At 41.4% G+C, this 17,630-nt stretch carries 17 protein-coding genes; 15 read left to right on the top strand and 2 right to left on the bottom strand.

Annotation, left to right across the window (positions count from 1 at the left end; translation table 11 throughout):
* Positions 1-41 precede the first annotated feature (41 nt).
* Positions 42-1,070 (top strand): zinc-binding alcohol dehydrogenase family protein, encoded by a 1,029-nt coding sequence (locus IGI64_RS07115; RefSeq protein ID WP_429940017.1) that lies wholly within the window; start codon positions 42-44, stop codon positions 1,068-1,070.
* A gap of 111 nt (positions 1,071-1,181) precedes the next feature.
* Here IGI64_RS07115 and IGI64_RS07110 read toward each other — a convergent pair whose 3' ends face one another.
* Positions 1,182-1,859, bottom strand: coding sequence for a YitT family protein (locus IGI64_RS07110; protein WP_016625641.1), 678 nt, complete (start codon positions 1,857-1,859; stop codon positions 1,182-1,184).
* A 132-nt stretch (positions 1,860-1,991) separates the two neighbouring features.
* Here IGI64_RS07110 and IGI64_RS07105 point away from each other — a divergent pair, with 132 nt between their 5' ends.
* The 12 genes from IGI64_RS07105 to IGI64_RS07050 all read left to right on the top strand — a co-directional run bounded on the left by IGI64_RS07105 (position 1,992) and on the right by IGI64_RS07050 (position 14,934).
* Positions 1,992-2,276, top strand: coding sequence for a hypothetical protein (locus IGI64_RS07105; protein WP_034863288.1), 285 nt, complete (start codon positions 1,992-1,994; stop codon positions 2,274-2,276).
* A 225-nt stretch (positions 2,277-2,501) separates the two neighbouring features.
* On the top strand, positions 2,502-2,927 hold the full coding sequence (locus IGI64_RS07100; protein ID WP_034863292.1) for an RrF2 family transcriptional regulator: 426 nt from the start codon (positions 2,502-2,504) through the stop codon (positions 2,925-2,927).
* Between the two features lie 93 nt (positions 2,928-3,020).
* On the top strand, positions 3,021-3,332 hold the full coding sequence (locus tag IGI64_RS07095; protein ID WP_429940016.1) for a hypothetical protein: 312 nt from the start codon (positions 3,021-3,023) through the stop codon (positions 3,330-3,332).
* Between the two features lies 1 nt (position 3,333).
* Entirely contained in the window at positions 3,334-5,310 is a 1,977-nt protein-coding gene (locus tag IGI64_RS07090; protein WP_429940015.1) for a V-type ATP synthase subunit I, read from the top strand.
* Positions 5,311-5,784: a V-type ATP synthase subunit K gene (locus IGI64_RS07085; RefSeq protein WP_016625647.1), complete on the top strand. Its 474-nt coding sequence runs from the start codon at positions 5,311-5,313 to the stop codon at positions 5,782-5,784.
* A 10-nt stretch (positions 5,785-5,794) separates the two neighbouring features.
* Complete coding sequence (locus IGI64_RS07080) at positions 5,795-6,391, top strand: V-type ATP synthase subunit E (protein ID WP_429940014.1); 597 nt, start codon at positions 5,795-5,797, stop codon at positions 6,389-6,391.
* 11 nt (positions 6,392-6,402) lie between these two features.
* Positions 6,403-7,404, top strand: coding sequence for a V-type ATP synthase subunit C (locus tag IGI64_RS07075; RefSeq protein WP_429940013.1), 1,002 nt, complete (start codon positions 6,403-6,405; stop codon positions 7,402-7,404).
* Positions 7,397-7,711, top strand: coding sequence for a V-type ATP synthase subunit F (locus tag IGI64_RS07070; RefSeq protein ID WP_429940012.1), 315 nt, complete (start codon positions 7,397-7,399; stop codon positions 7,709-7,711). Before IGI64_RS07075 ends, IGI64_RS07070 begins: the two co-directional genes overlap by 8 nt.
* 33 nt (positions 7,712-7,744) lie before the next feature.
* A complete protein-coding gene (locus IGI64_RS07065) occupies positions 7,745-9,520 on the top strand; it encodes a V-type ATP synthase subunit A (protein WP_034863295.1) in 1,776 nt (591 codons plus the stop codon).
* Positions 9,520-10,917, top strand: coding sequence for a V-type ATP synthase subunit B (locus IGI64_RS07060; protein WP_016625652.1), 1,398 nt, complete (start codon positions 9,520-9,522; stop codon positions 10,915-10,917). The genes IGI64_RS07065 and IGI64_RS07060 overlap by 1 nt, the downstream gene beginning before the upstream one ends.
* Entirely contained in the window at positions 10,905-11,543 is a 639-nt protein-coding gene (locus IGI64_RS07055; RefSeq protein ID WP_429940011.1) for a V-type ATP synthase subunit D, read from the top strand. The genes IGI64_RS07060 and IGI64_RS07055 overlap by 13 nt, the downstream gene beginning before the upstream one ends.
* Positions 11,544-11,709: 166 nt before the next feature.
* Positions 11,710-14,934 (top strand): right-handed parallel beta-helix repeat-containing protein, encoded by a 3,225-nt coding sequence (locus IGI64_RS07050; RefSeq protein ID WP_429940010.1) that lies wholly within the window; start codon positions 11,710-11,712, stop codon positions 14,932-14,934.
* Positions 14,935-15,023: 89 nt separating this feature from the next.
* Here IGI64_RS07050 and IGI64_RS07045 read toward each other — a convergent pair whose 3' ends face one another.
* The gene (locus IGI64_RS07045; protein ID WP_429940009.1) at positions 15,024-16,154 is read right to left on the bottom strand and encodes a 5-methyltetrahydropteroyltriglutamate--homocysteine S-methyltransferase; all 1,131 of its coding nucleotides are present in this window, start codon (positions 16,152-16,154) and stop codon (positions 15,024-15,026) included.
* A 155-nt stretch (positions 16,155-16,309) separates the two neighbouring features.
* On the opposite strand from IGI64_RS07045, the gene IGI64_RS07040 reads away from it, so the two are divergent.
* Both IGI64_RS07040 and IGI64_RS07035 read left to right on the top strand, forming a co-directional pair.
* On the top strand, positions 16,310-17,215 hold the full coding sequence (locus tag IGI64_RS07040) for a diacylglycerol/lipid kinase family protein (protein WP_429940008.1): 906 nt from the start codon (positions 16,310-16,312) through the stop codon (positions 17,213-17,215).
* Positions 17,216-17,339: 124 nt separating this feature from the next.
* Entirely contained in the window at positions 17,340-17,621 is a 282-nt protein-coding gene (locus tag IGI64_RS07035) for a hypothetical protein (protein WP_429940007.1), read from the top strand.
* The last annotated feature ends 9 nt before the right edge of the window (positions 17,622-17,630 follow it).

Below are 17,630 nucleotides of genomic sequence, written 5' to 3'. Positions count from 1 at the left end.
GTGATCGATTCTTTACGTGTGTTTTCAAGGAGGCAAGAAAGATGTCAGAAAAACAAATGAAAAGAGTAGGTTTTTATGAAGGGCTTCCTATCAAGGACGAAAATAGTTTCTTGGATGAGACCGGTTCGATCCCAGTACCGAAAGGAAAAGATCTTTTAGTAGCTGTCCATGCTGTTTCTGTCAATCCAGTCGATACGAAGTTCAGACAAATTGCGCCAAAAAGCGAAAAATTCACTGTTTTGGGCTTTGATGCGGTGGGAGAAGTCGTCGCAGTTGGAGAAGAAGTTGAAAACTTTAAAGTCGGAGATCGCGTTTACTATGCAGGTTCCTCTAAAAGAGATGGAAGTAATCAAGAATTCCAACTCGTTGATGAACGGATTGCTGCGATGGCACCCAAAACGTGTACAAATGAAGAAGCTGCTGCTTTTCCATTAGTCTCATTGACGGCATATGAACTGCTTTTTGAAAAGTTCCAACTAGTACCTGAAGAAGGTGCGAATGCTGGACAATCGATTTTAGTAATCAATAGCGGCGGCGGTGTAGGAACAATGATGACGCAGTTGGCCAATTGGAGCGGTTTGACGGTCTATGGAACAGCTAGTCCAAAAAACTTTTCTTGGCTGTCCGAACATGGTGTCCATCATCCGTTAGATTATCATCATGATTTAGCAGAACAGCTGGAAAATTTAGGCGGAAAAGTCGACTATATCGCAGTTTTACATGATCTTACAACTTATGCTCCGCAAATTACCAAGCTGATCAAACCATTGGGACACGTGGGAGCAATCGTAGGCACAAACGAGCCCATAGCCATCGGAGAATGGAAAAATCTTTCCATCAGCTTTCATTGGGAGTATATGTTTGCAAAAACAGACTATGACAGAAACGTCGAAACACAAGGGCAGATATTGACGAAAATCGCTGAACTAGCGGATGCAGGGAAACTGCACAGTCCTATCAGCAAAGCAGATACGTCAGGCATCAATGCCCAATCGCTGAAAAAAGCAACGGCAGCTGTTGAAACCGGACATGAACAAGGGAAAATCGTCATTTCTGGAGGTTTTAAATAACAAAAAAAGACTGAGGAATCAGTCTTTTTTTGTTTATATAATTGAGAGTCTAGGCTGCATATAACCTATTTTTATTGTTCAATTTAAGAAGCAACTTTTGAAAAAGCATTCTTACTGCTCGGAGCTGAGCGGCTCGTTCACAACCTCTATTTCCACGGTTTCTTCACTTGTCTGCACAGCAGATAATACTTCGGCTGCTTGATCCGCGCGGAAATATTTCACTTTGTTCAAGACGTAAGAAAGGAGCGCTGAACTGATCAATGTATAGAAGAAATGGCGCAAATCTAAGTAAAGCAAGGACACTACTAAAATAACAGCAGTCACAAGCAGTAAGCTTTTTCCTATTTTGACATGGAAGTATTTCTCAATCGCTTGATAAATGATATCAGTTCCGCCAGTGCTGCCGCCAAAACGAAAGACAAGTCCGCATCCTAGACCAGAAAGAAGACCAGTCATCAGACTATTGATCAGCAAATTGTCTACAGCAAGATTTATATGAAAACTTTCCCAAAAACGCAAAAAGAAAACCAGAGCAAATGTACCAACGATCGTCCGTAGAAATGCTTGTTTTCCGAAAATGAATAATGAGATAAGTAATAAAGGTAGATTGAACAGCAGAGAAGTAATAGACGGTGCAAAACCGAATAAATTTTTCAAAAGCAGTGCTATACCAGTGACACCGCCATCTGCTAGTTTTGATGGGATATTGATTCCAGTCACCGCCAAGCCATAGATGCCTGCTCCTAGAATGATTCCACCGAAATCTGTAAATAAACGTATTTTTTTCATTTCTAACCTCTTTCCTGTTTGAAAATTTTCAGCAACTACATCATTATACTTATTAATTAGAGGAGTTCAAGAGATTAAGCAGATTTTTTTTTGATTTTATGCTATTTTATGGAGGAGCGAAGGGGGAATAAAATGAGAGCAGCAGATTTGCTCACGATCATGACAGTGAGCCCGCAAAAAATGTCTTATGAAAAAATTTGTCTTAAAAAAAATGACAGATTCCTTCCTTTAACAGGAATCGAAACGATCCAAGATCAGCTTGTGTTCTTATTTGAAGAAAAGAAACCATCGATTTCCATGAGAGATGTTATGGTATTCCTCATGAAAAACCGAGAAAAAAATATCTGTTATTACGACGGAAATGAGAAACAACCCGTCTATGGAATCAAGGAAACAGAGGGTGTTTTGCAAATTTGATTTGCAGCCTCTGTTTCTTTTTGTATTCAAATACTGCATCAGCCAATGGTTTAGACCATTGGCTGATGTATTTTTATTTTTTTCTAAAATATGAAAAAAAGGGAAGAAACGATGTATTTTTTTGAGAAATAATAAAGAAATTTCTTTTGAAACCTTGACGTGTTTTTTAATGTTCGTTATGATTTATTTATAGATATTATTTGTCCTCAAAAGGAGAAAGGGATAATGAAATTAAAACGCAGCTTAGAAGAAGCAGTTTGCATCATCTTGGTTTTAGCCTCAGAAGCAGAAGGTACACCAGTGAAAAGCGCATTGCTAAGCGAACAGCTTGGAGTTTCTGATTCTTATCTGAAAAAAATCGTACGGAAACTTGTAGTCAGCGGAATCGTCCTTTCTTCAGTCAGCAAAGGCGGCGGCTTTCGTTTGGCAAGGTCGCTTGACCAGATCAATATGCTGGATGTCTACCATGCGATTGAAGGAGAAGAGTCTTGTGTACAGCTGAAACAGCTTGCAAAACGTGTCTTTTCCTCAGAGCAAGAATCCAACACAGTAGAAGAAAACTTAACTCATTTGTTAAGAGAAAGTGAACAGCAGTTTTTAAACCGGCTGAAAGGTTATCCGCTAAGCCGTCTGTTCATCCAAAAGCATTGACAGTTATTTTTTGTAAAATATTTTTGTCAGCGCTTTAAAAGGAAAAAGAGCATAAAATCAACGTTTTAGTTACTATTTAAAGGAGTGTGAGGCATGAGTGTAAAAGCGATCCAACAATTGATGGAAGCAGAAGAAACAGCGAGACAACTGATCGAGGAAGCAGAAAATGAAACGCTGAAAGAAAAAGAAGCAAGTCAGATCAAAATCAGCCAATTCAAAAAAGAACTCTTGGAAAAAGAAAAGAGCGAACAGCAGAAGCTGCGTCAGCAATATGAATCAGAATTCCAGGAAATCAAAGCACCTTTGACACAACAAATGCAAAAAGAAGCAGAAAAACTACGTACCATCTCTCCAGAAACCCGCAAAACAGCACTTGAAATCATCATGGACAAGGTTGTGAACTGATATGGCGATCGTAAAGATGCAAAAATTCAACCTGATTACCTTTCGCGGCTATCAAGAAACCATCATGGAAAAACTTCAAGATTTTCAAGAAGTCGAACTATTCTCGGCAGAAAAATTCGCTGCCGGCTCCCCTAATTCTTTTAAGAAAATGAAAGAACATCCGAATTTGGAAGAACTGGAAAACCAGATCGCACAGCTGACATGGGCAAGAAGCTTTTTGGATCGCTATCTTTCTTCTTCAGGGATGATCAAACGATTAAAAGAACCATTACAACGTTATACATTAAGTCAACTTTCGGAACATGCAGATACATACGATTGGCTGGCTGTTTATCAAGAGCTTCGAGCAGCAGATAAAAGACTTCGAATCTTAGAACAAGAGCGCCGAGAACTCTCTGAACAAGAGAATGCGTTAAACATCTGGCGTTATTTTGACGAGCAGCCTTCGATTTTAGAAACGTTCGAACAGGCAGGAGGAATGCTGGGGACGATCCCAAATTCTGAATTGCCGAGTTTGTCCAAAAGAATCGGCGAACTGCCGAATACCTATCTCGAAACGATCCACCAAACTACTACAACCGCTTATCTTCTTGTTCTTTTCCACAAGGACAGTCGCAAAAAAGCAGCGAATACATTGCGTATGGCTGGTTTTGAAGAATATCAATATCCATTCGACGGAAAGCCGTCACAAGATCTGCAGGAAATCAAACAGCAATCAGAAAAACTTATCCATGAAGAAACATCACTCAAAGAATCTTTGAGAAAAAAGAGAGAAGACTATCACTCTCTTGGCATTGCAGCAGAGTACCTTGAAAGCAAACTAGCACGTATCAGCCGCAACAAGGAACTGCTGGAATCGGACTACACGATCAATTTATCAGGCTGGGTGCCGATCGAAAAAGCTGAACGTTTAGTCAAACAAATCGAAAAAGCAGTTGGCCAGGAATATTATCTGGAATTTAAAGAAATCACTGAAGAAAACACCGAAGAAATCCCGATCCTTTTGAAAAACCATCCATTAGTAGCACCGTTTGAAGGTCTTGTGGGGATGTACAGTCTTCCGCAATATGACGAACTTGATCCAACGCCATTGATGGCACCGTTTTATGCCATTGCTTTTGGGATGATGGTCGCGGATTTTGGTTACGGTCTGCTTTTGTTTGCCGCGATTTTTATTGCGAAACGCATTTTCCACTTCAAACCAAGTATGAAACAAAATTTGACCTTTTTTGAGATTTGCGCGATTCCGACGATGATGTGGGGACTGATTTACGGAAACATTTTTGGATTTGAATTTTCGTTCCAATTGCTCTCAACCAGTTCTGACATCACCCAGATTTTGATACTTTCTGTGATTTTTGGGTATTTCCAAGTCCTATTTGCGCTAGGGTTGAAGTTTTATATTTTATGGGGGAAGAAAAAAGAGAAATCGAAAGCTTTCTTCCAAGCGGGATCATGGATCTTCTTCTTGTTAAGCGCACTTGTCTTAGTCATTGGGATGATGCTTTTACCGGATAGTCCTTTACAGCAAATTGGTCTGATCGGCATGATTGCCAGTCTCGTCTTGATCGTCGTTGGCGGTAGTTTTGATGGTCAAACGATCGTCGGAAAAATCGGAGCGGGTCTTTATGCATTGATGGATGTCACTTCTTATCTTGGCGACTTGATCAGTTATACCCGTTTGATGGCTTTAGGCGTCGCTGGCGGAAGTATTGCTGCGGCATTCAATCTAATCATCAGTTATTTACCGGTATATGCGCGTTTTACGTTTGGTATTTTATTATTTATAGTGCTGCATTCCTTGAATATTTTCCTTAGTTTCTTAAGTGCTTATGTTCATGGCATCCGATTGCAGTATCTTGAATTTTTTGGAAAGTTCTTTACTGGAGGCGGAAGGAAATTTGATCCGTTAAAAGCAAAAGAACAGTATGTAGAAGTTATTTCGGAAGAAAAACAACAACAGGGGGAAGAAAACTAAATGGAAAATTGGATTACATTTTTTTATGAAAACGGCGGATTACTTTTTGCAGCATTAGGAGTAGCCACTGCTACGATCTGCGGCGGTATCGGCTCAACGATTGGCGTCGGTATGACCAGTGAGGCAGCCGCTGGATTAACAGCCGAACAGCCGGAAAAATTTGGTCAGGCATTGATCTTAGAACTGCTTTCAGCTACTCAAGGATTATATGGTTTCGTTATCTCCTTTATGATCTTTCTGCAAATCACCGGCGATATTTCTTTCCAACGCGGTTTGTTCCTATTTATTGCTTCATTACCCATTGCATTCACAGCGATCGTCTGCGGAAAATGGCAGGGAAGAGCAGCTTGTGCGGCAATGCAGATTTTGGCGAAGAAACCTGAACATGTAACAAAAGGGATCATTTATGTAGCCATGATGGAAACTTACGGGATCTTAGGATTTGTTATCTCCTTCCTGCTGGTTATGAATTAGGAGGAAAATTATGTCTGATATCACACAGTTGACGAATAAAATCATTCAAGATGCACAAAAAAAGAAAGAACAACTGCTGAAAGAAAGCAAAAAAGAGATCCAGCAAAAAGAAGAATTAGATAAAAATCGATTGGCAGAACAAAGCCAAGAAAATATAAAACGGTATGAAAAAGAACTGCAAACAGAATTGAGTCTGAAAGTTTCAGATCTGCATGTCACATCCCGCAACAAAGTTTTGGCTGCAAAACAAGCAGTATTAGATGAACTTTTTTCAGAAGCTCGTCAACAACTGCAGGAGCTTCCAGCAGAAAAATTTGAAGCATTCGTTCTTAAAAATCTTCAAAAAGCGCAACTGACCGGACCAGTTGAAATGGTATTAGGTGAAAACAGCCTTGTGTATGCAACAGAAGAAGCGATCCAAAAATGGCGGAAATCTATCCAGCCGCAAGCGGATTTAACAGTGGCGAAACAATCGATCCCAAGACGCAGCGGATTTTTGTTAAGGCAAGGAGATATCGAATTCAATTTTATTTTTGAATCTTTACTCAATGCCTCAGAAGAAGAGTTGAGCAATCAGCTGCTTCAACTGATATTTGAAAAAGGATAAGAGGTGTCAGAATGAAGGATATCCAGTTCAACGCCGTCAATACCCGAATCAGAACATATGAAGGCCGGCTGCTCAGCAAACAGTTTTATGAGCGGATGTTCGCTGCAAAAGAAGCCGAAGAGATTTACCAGATCTTGCAAGAAACAGCTTATGGCGATTTCATTGATGAAACAACAAAAGTCCATGATTTTGAAGAAGTACTGATTGCAGAACTGAAGCGGACCTATGACACTTTATATGAAATCACACCAGACCGCAGCATTATCGATTTGTTCACGGTGAAGTATGATTACCAGAATCTGAAAGTGCTGGTGAAAGCTGCCTACACGAAAAAGGATCTTTCAGACTTGCTTGTGCCGATTGGTTCTTTGCCTTTGAAAACATTGAAAGAACTTGTCAATGTCCGTCATAGTGAGGAAGCATCAGAGCAAATGAATGCATGTATCGAAGAAGTTTTCCAATACATCGAAGATTACCACGAAAGCCAGTCCATCGATATCATTTTTGACAATTATTATTGGGAACAACAATCAGCCGCTGCCAAAAAAGAAAACCGTCAAGAAATCCAGCAATTGATTCAGCGGAATATCGATATCTTCAACATTTCCACAGCACTTAGAAGCCATTTGATGGGACGAAAAAAAGGGTTTATCAGTGCGGTTTTGGCTGATGGCGGAAATCTTCCATCAGAAGAGATCCTTTCTGCAATCACCGCTTCTTTAGACGAATTCGTTGAGTATCTTAGGCAAACACGTTATCAAAATCTTATCAATAAGAGTTACGAAGAAATCACAACGAAGAAAACGCTGAATGATTTTGATTTACTGAAAGACAACTTTTTGATGGCGCGATTCAAAGAACAGAAAATCGTTCCATTTGGGCCAGCTGCTGTTCTTGGCTATATCAATGCCAAAGAGATGGAAATCAAAAATCTGCGGATTCTTTTGATTGGGAAAATAAACAAGATCCCAGAAGAAATTTTACGAAAACGGGTGCGTGATAGTTATGTATAAAAAAATCGGTATGCTAGGCGGCAAAAATTCCATTCTTCCTTTCAAAGGATTAGGAATCGATGTTTTTCCTATCACTGATTTGGAGGAAGCACAGCTTTTGCTAGAAGAAATCGCAGATGATTACGGTGTGCTTTTCATCACAGAACGGCTGACAGAACAGCTGGAAGAAACGATTGCACAATATGACGGAAGACAAACGCCTGCCATCATTCCCATACCCAGCAGTACAGGCAGCTTAGGCATCGGCATGGAACGTATCCAAAAGAATGTCGAAAAAGCAGTAGGAATGAATATTTTAAACGATTAAATAAAAAGATTGCAGTTGGTAGGAGGAGATTTTTTGGCAATAGGAACAATCACAAAAGTTTCTGGACCATTAGTTACTGCGCGCGGACTTCAAGGTGCGAAAATACATGAAATCTGCAAAGTCAGCGAAAAAGGGCTGATTGGTGAGATCATCGAATTGAAAAAAGGAACAGCATCGATCCAGGTGTATGAAGAAACAGCAGGTATCGGTCCTGGCGAAATCGTAGAAACAACTGGGCGTCCGTTATCTGTTGATTTAGCACCAGGCTTGCTTTCTCAGATGTTTGACGGTATCCAGCGCCCATTAGATAAATTTATGGCTCAGACAGAAAGCGACTTTTTAGAACGCGGGGTCACGATCGATCCATTAGATTGGCAAAAAAAATGGACATTCGTACCGAAAAAAACAGCGGGTGAAGTCGTTGAGGCCGGTGATGTGATCGGCGTGGTCCAAGAAACAAAAGCAATTGAACATCGAGTAATGATCCCAGCAAACGTTTCAGGAACCATCAAGGAAATCTATGCCGGCAATTATACAATTACTGAACCTGTGTGTATTTTAGAGACAAAAGAAGGCGAAAAAAAGATCCCTATGCTTCAACGATGGCCGGTGCGTGTGCCGAGACCGTTCCAAACCAAATTGAAGCCTGGTGAACCCTTAGTCACTGGACAGCGTGTCATCGATACCTTTTTCCCTGTTGCAAAAGGCGGTTCAGCCGCTGTTCCTGGTCCTTTCGGTGCTGGGAAAACGGTCGTTCAGCATCAAATCGCAAAATGGGCAGATGTAGATATCGTTGTCTATGTCGGCTGCGGCGAACGAGGAAACGAGATGAAAGATGTCATCAATGAATTTCCTGAATTAATCGATCCGCAAACCGGTGAATCGATCATGGAACGAACTGTATTGATTGCGAATACATCGAATATGCCGGTAGCAGCACGGGAAGCTTCGATCTATACAGGGATCACGATTGCCGAATACTACCGTGATATGGGCTACAGTGTAGCAATCATGGCTGATTCTACTTCACGCTGGGCAGAAGCTTTAAGAGAAATGAGCGGACGTCTGCAAGAGATTCCGGGGGATGAAGGTTACCCTGCTTATTTAGGCAGTCGAATCGCAGAATATTACGAACGAGCAGGACGTTTCCGTTCATTGGGAAGCGAACCAAGAGAAGGCAGTATTACAGCAATCGGCGCTGTTTCACCGGCTGGAGGCGATATTTCAGAACCAGTGACTCAAAACACGTTAAGGATCGTCAAAGTCTTTTGGGCGTTGGATAGTTTGTTGGCACAAAAACGGCATTTTCCGGCCATTGATTGGCTGACGTCATATTCGTTATATGAAGATGAGATGAATGCTTACTTAGATGAAGTATTGGGCAGCGAGTGGTCAAAACAAGTCACAGAAGCAATGTCGATCTTGCAGGAAGAAAATCGCTTGGAAGAAATCGTCCAGCTGGTAGGTATTGATTCATTATCACAAAAAGATCGGATCACCATGCTGACAGCCCGTTCGCTAAGACAAGATTATTTGCAGCAAAATGCTTTTGATGATGTGGATACGTATACTTCCCGCATCAAACAGTTCAAGATGCTGACGAATATTCTGTCTTTGAATCAAGAAATGCAAAAAGCGATTCGTTTAGGTACATATCTAGATGAAATCGTCAAAGGGACAGTTAAACTGCGCGAAAGAATTGCCCGTAGCAAATATATCCCTGAAGATGATATCGGTACATTTGACGCAATCAGCCGAGAAATCAAAGAAACGATCCACAGCATCATCGAAAAAGGAGGAATGAGTTAATGTTAAAAGAATATCGTTCCGTATCAGACATTGTCGGTCCCTTGATGATGGTCGAAAATGTTGAAGGAGTCAAATACGATGAGTTGGTAGAGATTCGTTCAGAAAATGGCGAACTGAGAAGAGGACAAGTGTTAGAAATCTCTGAAGACAAAGCGGTGATCCAGATTTTTGAAGGTACCAGCAATCTAGGCGCAGAAGAAAGCCGCGTTCGTTTTTTAGGAAATGGGCTGACATTAGGCGTATCTCCGGATATGTTAGGTCGAGTATTTGATGGACTGGGCCAGCCGAAAGATGATGGACCGAAAATCATCCCAGAAAAAAGACTCGATGTAAATGGAGAATCGATCAATCCAATGGCACGGGATTTTCCTGATGAATTTATCCAAACGGGAATTTCAGCAATCGACCATTTGAACACTTTAGTCCGCGGCCAAAAATTACCGATTTTTTCTGCCTCTGGACTTCCCCATAAAGAAATTGCTGCGCAAATCGCGCGTCAAGCGACAGTGCCTGGACAAGAAGGCAATTTTGCGATTGTTTTTGCAGCAATCGGAATCCCTTTTGAAGAATCAGAATTTTTTATTGAAGAATTTCGTAAAACAGGTGCACTAGACCGATCGATTTTATTCTTGAACCTAGCAAATGACCCAGCGATTGAACGGATTGCTACGCCAAGAGTTGCCTTGACAGCCGCAGAGTACTTAGCATTTGAAAAAGACATGCATGTATTGGTGATCATGACGGACATGACCAACTACTGTGAAGCGCTGCGTGAGATTTCAGCAGCCAGACGAGAAATTCCGGGACGGCGCGGGTATCCAGGATATCTTTACACGAACCTAGCGACTTTATATGAAAGAGCCGGAAGATTGATGGGGAAAGAAGGATCAATTACCCAGATCCCGATATTGACGATGCCAGATGATGACAAAACGCATCCGATCCCTGATTTGACCGGCTACATAACAGAAGGGCAGATCATCCTTTCAAGAGAGCTGGACAAACGGAATATCAATCCGCCCATCAATATCCTGCCAAGCCTGTCGCGGCTGAAAGATAAAGGAACAGGTGAAGGTAAAACAAGAAAAGACCACGCTGCAACGATGAATCAAATCTATGCAGCATATGCGGATGGAAAAGCAGCCAAAGAACTTTCGATCGTTTTGGGCGAATCTGCCTTATCTGATGTAGATAAAAAGTTCGCCCGCTTTGCTGATCTTTTTGAAAAACATTATATCAATCAGGGATTCTATACCAATCGGACGATCGAAGAGACATTAGATTTAGGCTGGAAGCTTTTGGCAACATTGCCAAGAGAAGAATTGAGCCGAATCAAGGAATCGTATATCGATGAGTATCTTCCGTCTGAAGAGGAGATGGCTGAATGGCAATCATGAATGTCAATCCGACAAGAATGGAACTCAGCAGGCTCAAAAAGAGATTAGAGACGGCAACAAGAGGTCATAAACTTTTGAAAGACAAACAAGACGAGCTTGTCCGCCAATTTATTCGGCTGATCAAACAAAATCAAGAATTCAGAATCCGTATGGAACAAGCGATGGAAGAGGGAATGAGGGAATATGTGCTAGCTTCAAGCAGTATACCAGACCATGTGCTCCAAGAAGCTTTTGCCATTCCCTTGAATCAGATCTCTTTGGATATCCAGCATAAAACCATCATGAATATGGACGTTCCTGTCATGAATGAAGTGTATGAAGAAGAACGCTCAGAAGATGTCTTTTCTTACGGATTTGCCAGTACCACAAGCGAGCTCGATCTTTCTTTAAGACATTTGGATACCATTTTGCCATTGATGCTTCAGCTTGCTGAAATCGAAAAAACCTGTCAGCTGATGGCCGATGAAATCGAAAAGACGAGAAGACGTGTGAACGCTTTAGAATACATGACGATCCCAAAACTAACAGATACGATTGCTTATATCGAACGAACCTTGGGAGAAAGCGAACGCTCGAATCTAACGCGGTTGATGAAAGTTATTGATCTGATCGAAGAAGAAAGTTAAAGAAACACCTGAATGAGCAAAAATAAACAGATAGAGGTTGCGGCAAAAGGACGAAAACTTTTGCTGCAACCTCTTTTAATAACAAAGTTTTGTATTGACCCAAAGAAATATGTATGGGAAAATTATTTTGTAAGCGTTAACAAAAAATACACAGGAGGAACCGAGTTTGAGTAAAGTTATTGCAAAAAGCCTATCGATTCTATCTATTGTGTCACTTTTAGGAACCCCGTCTGCCGCTTTTGCCGAAACAATCACAGGAGGAGCAACGATTTTTAATGAAAATGCACACGTGAACAATTTGGAAGAAAAGAATGACTCCGAAGTTCAAAAACAAGAAGATCAGCCTGAAATGAAATCAGAAAATCTGGAAGTCGGTTCTTGGCAAAGTGTGGTATTTGGTGAAAGTACAAATGCCAATCGATTCAGCGTTGAACCGTTAGAGAATGGCGTCCGATTGTCTTCTACACAAAATGGCGGCAAATTCCAAGCAAGCGGTTCAGACGGACTGACTTATTATTATCAGCAAGTACCTAAAGATGTGAATTTTCGGCTAAGCGCACAAATCGATGTCGAATCTTGGACATATACAAACGGACAAGAAGGATTCGCCGTGATGCTTCGTGATTCTGTACCAGCAGAAAACAGTTTTGGCCGCGCTTTTTTCTCTAACTCCTTTTCTATTTTAGGCAGCAGGATACAATATACTTGGAATGCCGAAAATCAGGAAGTAACGAATGGAAATGGCACAAATTATACAATGCGTCTTGGTTTAGGATCAAGGACCATCACCGGCGTACCAACAGGCCAGCCAGAATTAGCACCGCCAACTGGAAGTGTGTCAACGACGACTACTACTTTTGAGACCTCTGCCGGCGAAAAAGGAAAAGAATCTGGTTCTTACAATATCATGGGAAATGGGAACGGGAATCTTTTTCCAGCCACAGATGACCTTACGACTTTCCGCCTAGAAATGAAAAAAACGAATACTGGGCTTGAAGCCTATTATTATGACCTTGAAACAGGTGAGGAGCTTGCTTCGGAGATTATGTACGACTGGGAAAAACTGTATCAATCTGAAAGTGATCAAGTCTATCTAGGATTTGCAGCTGCACGAAATATGACGATCAAAGTGACAGATATCGATTTGACTTACACAGACCCAGCAACTGACCCTCCCGCCAAAGAACGGCCAAACAGAGTGATCGAACCTGTCTATACGGTGACTTCTAGAGAACAAACAGGCAGCTCTTCTCACGAACTTCGCTTTCGAGCAAATGCGGACGGTTTATTAAACATCAAAACAGCGGATGGCGCTTTGCTGGATGGCGCAGAAGCAATCAGTGTTACAGCAAATCGGGAAGTTTCGTTTGAGACCTCTTTGATACCAGGCGAAAACAACTTTATCTTCGCTTTCACCCCTGATCCGAATTTCCCGCCAGAAGACTATACGGTCATGGCGGATTATGATACCCGTGAAATCAAACATTCTGTTCACTTTGCAGCGCCTAGATATATGACTGTTTATGTAACACCAGAAGGACAGGATTCTGGTACGGGGAGCAGACAAAATCCGCTGTCTTTAAGACAAGCACTTCGTTATGCTATTTCTGGACAGACTATTGTTTTGGCTGGCGGTACGTATTTGATGGATGAGGGGTTGATGATTGCAAGCGGTGTGGATGGGACAAACGAAAATCCAATAAAATTGATTGCAGATAATAGAGAAAATAAACGGCCGGTACTAGACTTTAATGGACGAGGCAGCGGATTGACACATTGGGGAAATCATTGGATCATGCGAGGCTTCGATGTGACCAACACTGCACCGATGCGGCAAGGATTGCAAGTTTCTGGCAGTGAGAATTGGATAGAAGATATCCATGCATACAGAAACGGCAATACTGGTATCCAAATCAGCGGGCGCTCCGCAGACCCTTTTGAGGAATGGCCAGCAAACAATATGGTAAAAAACTGTACTTCCTTTGAGAATGCCGATCCTGGATTTGAAGATGCAGACGGTTTTGCAGCAAAATTGACGGTAGGCGAAGGAAATGTTTTCGACGGATGTATCGCTTATCATAATGCTGATGACGGCTGGGACTTATTTGCCAGAAACGAAAATGGACCCATCGGAAAAGTCGTGATCAAAAATTCTGTGGCATACAGAAACGGCTGGGTTCCTGGAAAAGAAGGTACCGGGAACGGAAATGGATTTAAAATGGGCGGTTCTTCCATGCCGGGCGCCCATGAACTTATCAACAGTTTGGCTTTTGAGAATCTTGCAAAAGGGATCGACTCAAACAGCGGGACCAATATTTTTGTTAAAAGCAGTTCAAGTTTCAATAATCAATCTTATAATGTCGCTTTCTATACGTCATCTGCGCCTCAAACTGATTTTAACGCAGAAGGGGTACTATCTTTTCGGACAGAAGATCTTGGCGTACGCGAGCAGATTCGACCAATAAACCAAGACGAAACACAAATTTATGGACCTTTAAATTACTATTGGAACGAAAATGTCCAGATTTCTGAAAATAGTTTAGGCTATCAACTCAAAGAAGACTGGTTTGTTTCGTTATCTGCTGGGGAGAAGACAAGAGCTGAAAGTGAACCTATCACTCGTTATGAAAATGGTAGTATCAATGTACACGGATTGATGCAGGTCAAAGAGGAATACCGCAGCGAAACAGTCAATGAACAGACACTCCATCGAACAGTAGGGGCAAATTTTGATGGGCAAACTTCGCCTTCTTCTGAGTATCCTGAATTTGAGTTAGCGGAAGAACGCGGACCCGTCCAGACACGCCCGACACAAGAAAATAATCCAATCCATATTATTGCAGCAAATGGCCAAGAAGAACAAGCAGAAGAGAATATCGTTGAAAACGGCTCGCTGCGCTTTGGTGTAGCTGTCTTTACTCCTTATGCAGAACACGGCGAAGCGATAACAGGAGATGCCCGCTATACACCCATGGATTGGCAAATCAAAAATACAAATCAAAAAGGAACATTTGATACAACACCCCCAACAGCGGAAACCAAAGCGCCAACAGCAGGTGCCTATGCACTTGAAGTGAGTTATAAAATGGAAGTATACGATGGTCAAAATTGGCAAGTCGCCGAAGAAACGATTCTTCAAGAACGAGAAATCCGGGTTCAAGAAGAAAACAAAGAATCAGCGCCAACACCTGAACCAGCACCAGATGATGCAGCTGATGATCCAAATAATCAAGAGAACAACGAACATCCAGAAAAAGAGCCCAAGCCAACGAACAACGATCGTACAGCACTTCCCAAAACAAATGCAGTGAGAAGTACGATGCTGCCGGTTTTAGGAATCGGTTGTTTGGTGCTTTTCGCAGGGTATATCTACAAGAAAAAAACAAAATAATCTAAAAGAATCCCCAGGAGCAGTTTCAACACAGACCATAATCTGCGGTTGAAAGCTTCTGGGGATTTCTCTAACATTTTAAATGATTTTTAAGCCCAAACATCCTGTGCGATTTCATGAAGAAGCTGGATTTTTTGCCATTGCTGTTCTTCTGTTAATTTATTTCCTTCTTCCGTAGAAGCAAAACCGCATTGCGGACTAATAGATAAGTGAGAAAGAGGAATGTATTCTGCTGCCTCCGCAATTCGCTGTTTCACACTTTCAGGATCTTCTAACTCTGGGAATTTTGAAGTTACTAAACCTAAAACGACTTTTTTATCTCCAGACCAGTAGCGTAAAGGCGCAAAATCACCTGCACGATCAGAGTCATATTCTAAAAAGTAGCCATCATAATTTGTGGCAAACAATTCTTCTGCAATCGGTTCGTATCCACCGGAAAACAGCCAAGAAGAAGCATGGTTGCCGCGACAGATATGTGTCGTGACCGTCAAATCATCGGGTTTGTTTTCTAATGCACCATTGATGATCGAGGTACAGATAGCAGCAACAGCTTTCGGATCAATTCCTCGTTCTTTTAATTCTTCTTGTTTGTTCGCATCCGCCAAGAATGCCCAGTTTGTATCATCAAATTGAAGATAGCGGCAGCCTAGTTCATAAAACTTCGCCACTGTCTGCTGGTAAACATCCGCTAAGTCAGCAAAAAATTCTTCGATATCAGGATAGATTTCATGGATATTGGAGTCGCCGATGTTTGCCAACAACTCTTGGCGAAGCAGCATCGTTGGACTAGGAATCGTTGCTTTTGCTGTGTATGCAGGTTCTGTTTCGACTAGCTCTTTCAAATAAAGAAAATCTTCAAAAAAAGGATGCTCTTCGTTAAAAGATAGTTTATCTACTACGCGGATATTGTAAGCTGGCGCTGCTTTTCCATGGAATTTTTGATTATAACCAGTTGAAGGAACATAGCCTTCCACGCCTTGCAGATTTTCTAAAAAGTCGATATGCCAGAAACCGCGGCGGAACTCGCCATCTGTGATCCCTTTTAACCCCGCAGCTTTCTGTTTGTCTACTAATTTTTTGATTTCTTCGTTTTCGATACTTCTTAATTCATTTTCAGTTAATCTGTTTTCAGAAAATCTTTGTCTCGCTTCCTTTAGTCGTTCTGGACGCAAAAAACTTCCTACATGATCTACCGTAAACGGTTTTCTCTCTTTCTCCATCAAAACCCTCCATTCCTTGTTTCATTTATTCTAGGACGAATGTGGCAGAAAGTAAATCAATCTGTATAAGAAGCTGGGAAAAGAAGCATGAAAATAGCCAGAAATTTTGAACTTCTCTATACTGAAAGAAAAGGAAGAAAAAGGAGCGGGAATGATTGAAAAAAGTACTATTAGTTGTAAATCCAAGTTCAGGCGGAGAAAAAGCAAAAGAATACGAAGAACATGCTAGAACGAAATTAACAGAATTGTTTGATGAAGTCGAAGTAAAACATACTGAAAAAGGCGGAGACGCTAAAAAGTTTGCCCGTGAAGCAGCAGAACAACAATACGACAGCGTTTTTGTCATGGGAGGCGATGGTACCGTCAACGAAGGAATCAGCGGTATCGCCGAACAGCCTCACAAGCCGAATTTTGGCTTCTTTCCGTTGGGGACGGTCAATGATTTAGCGCGAGCGCTGCATTTACCTCTTGATCCAGAAGAAGCCATTGCACAACTAGATATTGATCAGAAAGAAGCGATTGATATCGGCAAAGTAAACCAGGATTATTTTATGAACGTCGTAGCGGTTGGAACAATTCCTGAATCTATCAATAACGTTGATCCTGAACAAAAAACCAAATTAGGCAAACTCGCTTATTTTGTTTCTGGAATCAAGCATTTGGCCAAAGCAAAAACCTATCATTTCAACATCGTGCTGGATGGAGAAGAACGAAAAATCGAAAGCAGTACACTATTGATTGGTTTGACGAATTCCATCGGCGGGTTCGAGACGCTATTCCCGGAAGCAGAAACTGCAGACGGAAAATTACATTTTGTTTATCTCAAAGATCAATCCCTGCTTGATTCGATCAAAGCAATCCCTGATTTGCTGAAAGGAATCGATGCTTCCACAGAAAATTTAGAGTATTTGACGTTTAGAAAAGGAAGAATCGAGTTAGAAGAAGGAGAGCTTTCAACAAATGTTGATGGAGACGAAGGCGATCCACTGCCAATTGACGTAGAGATTTTGCCATGCCATATTACGGTTTATCATGGGAAAGCAGAAACAACAAAAGAATAGATCAAAAACTGTGCAGAGTGAGCGTAGGAGCCAGCTCATCCTGTACAGTTTTTTTGCGGTCTCTTGTTTTTTCTGTGTAATTCGGTATCATAAAAAAGAAATCGCTTTAAAAGGAGAGAGGATTTTGAAAATAAATGAGATTATCGTCGCCTGTGATTCAGGAATTGCGACTAGCGCAATCGGTGCCAGTTTACTCCAACAGATGCTTGCCGCCGAATCCATGGATCTCCCTGTTTATTACCGAGCTCTTGAACAAGTGGAAGAGGGCAGCAAAACATTACTTGTTATCCAACACGAAATGAACGAGCGGGCAGAGAAAAAAGTACCGCAGATGGAGAAATATCTATTAAAAAACTTTTTGGATAAAGAAGAATATCGCCGATTAGTTGAAAAGCTGAAAAACTAACAGGAGGTT

This window comes from Enterococcus sp. DIV0210g (genome assembly GCF_050559705.1).
In the GTDB taxonomy this organism is placed as follows: Bacteria; Bacillota; Bacilli; order Lactobacillales; family Enterococcaceae; genus Enterococcus_B; species Enterococcus_B faecalis_A.
Note: the sequence above shows the minus strand (reverse complement) of the source record. Positions and strands in the feature narration are given on the sequence as shown.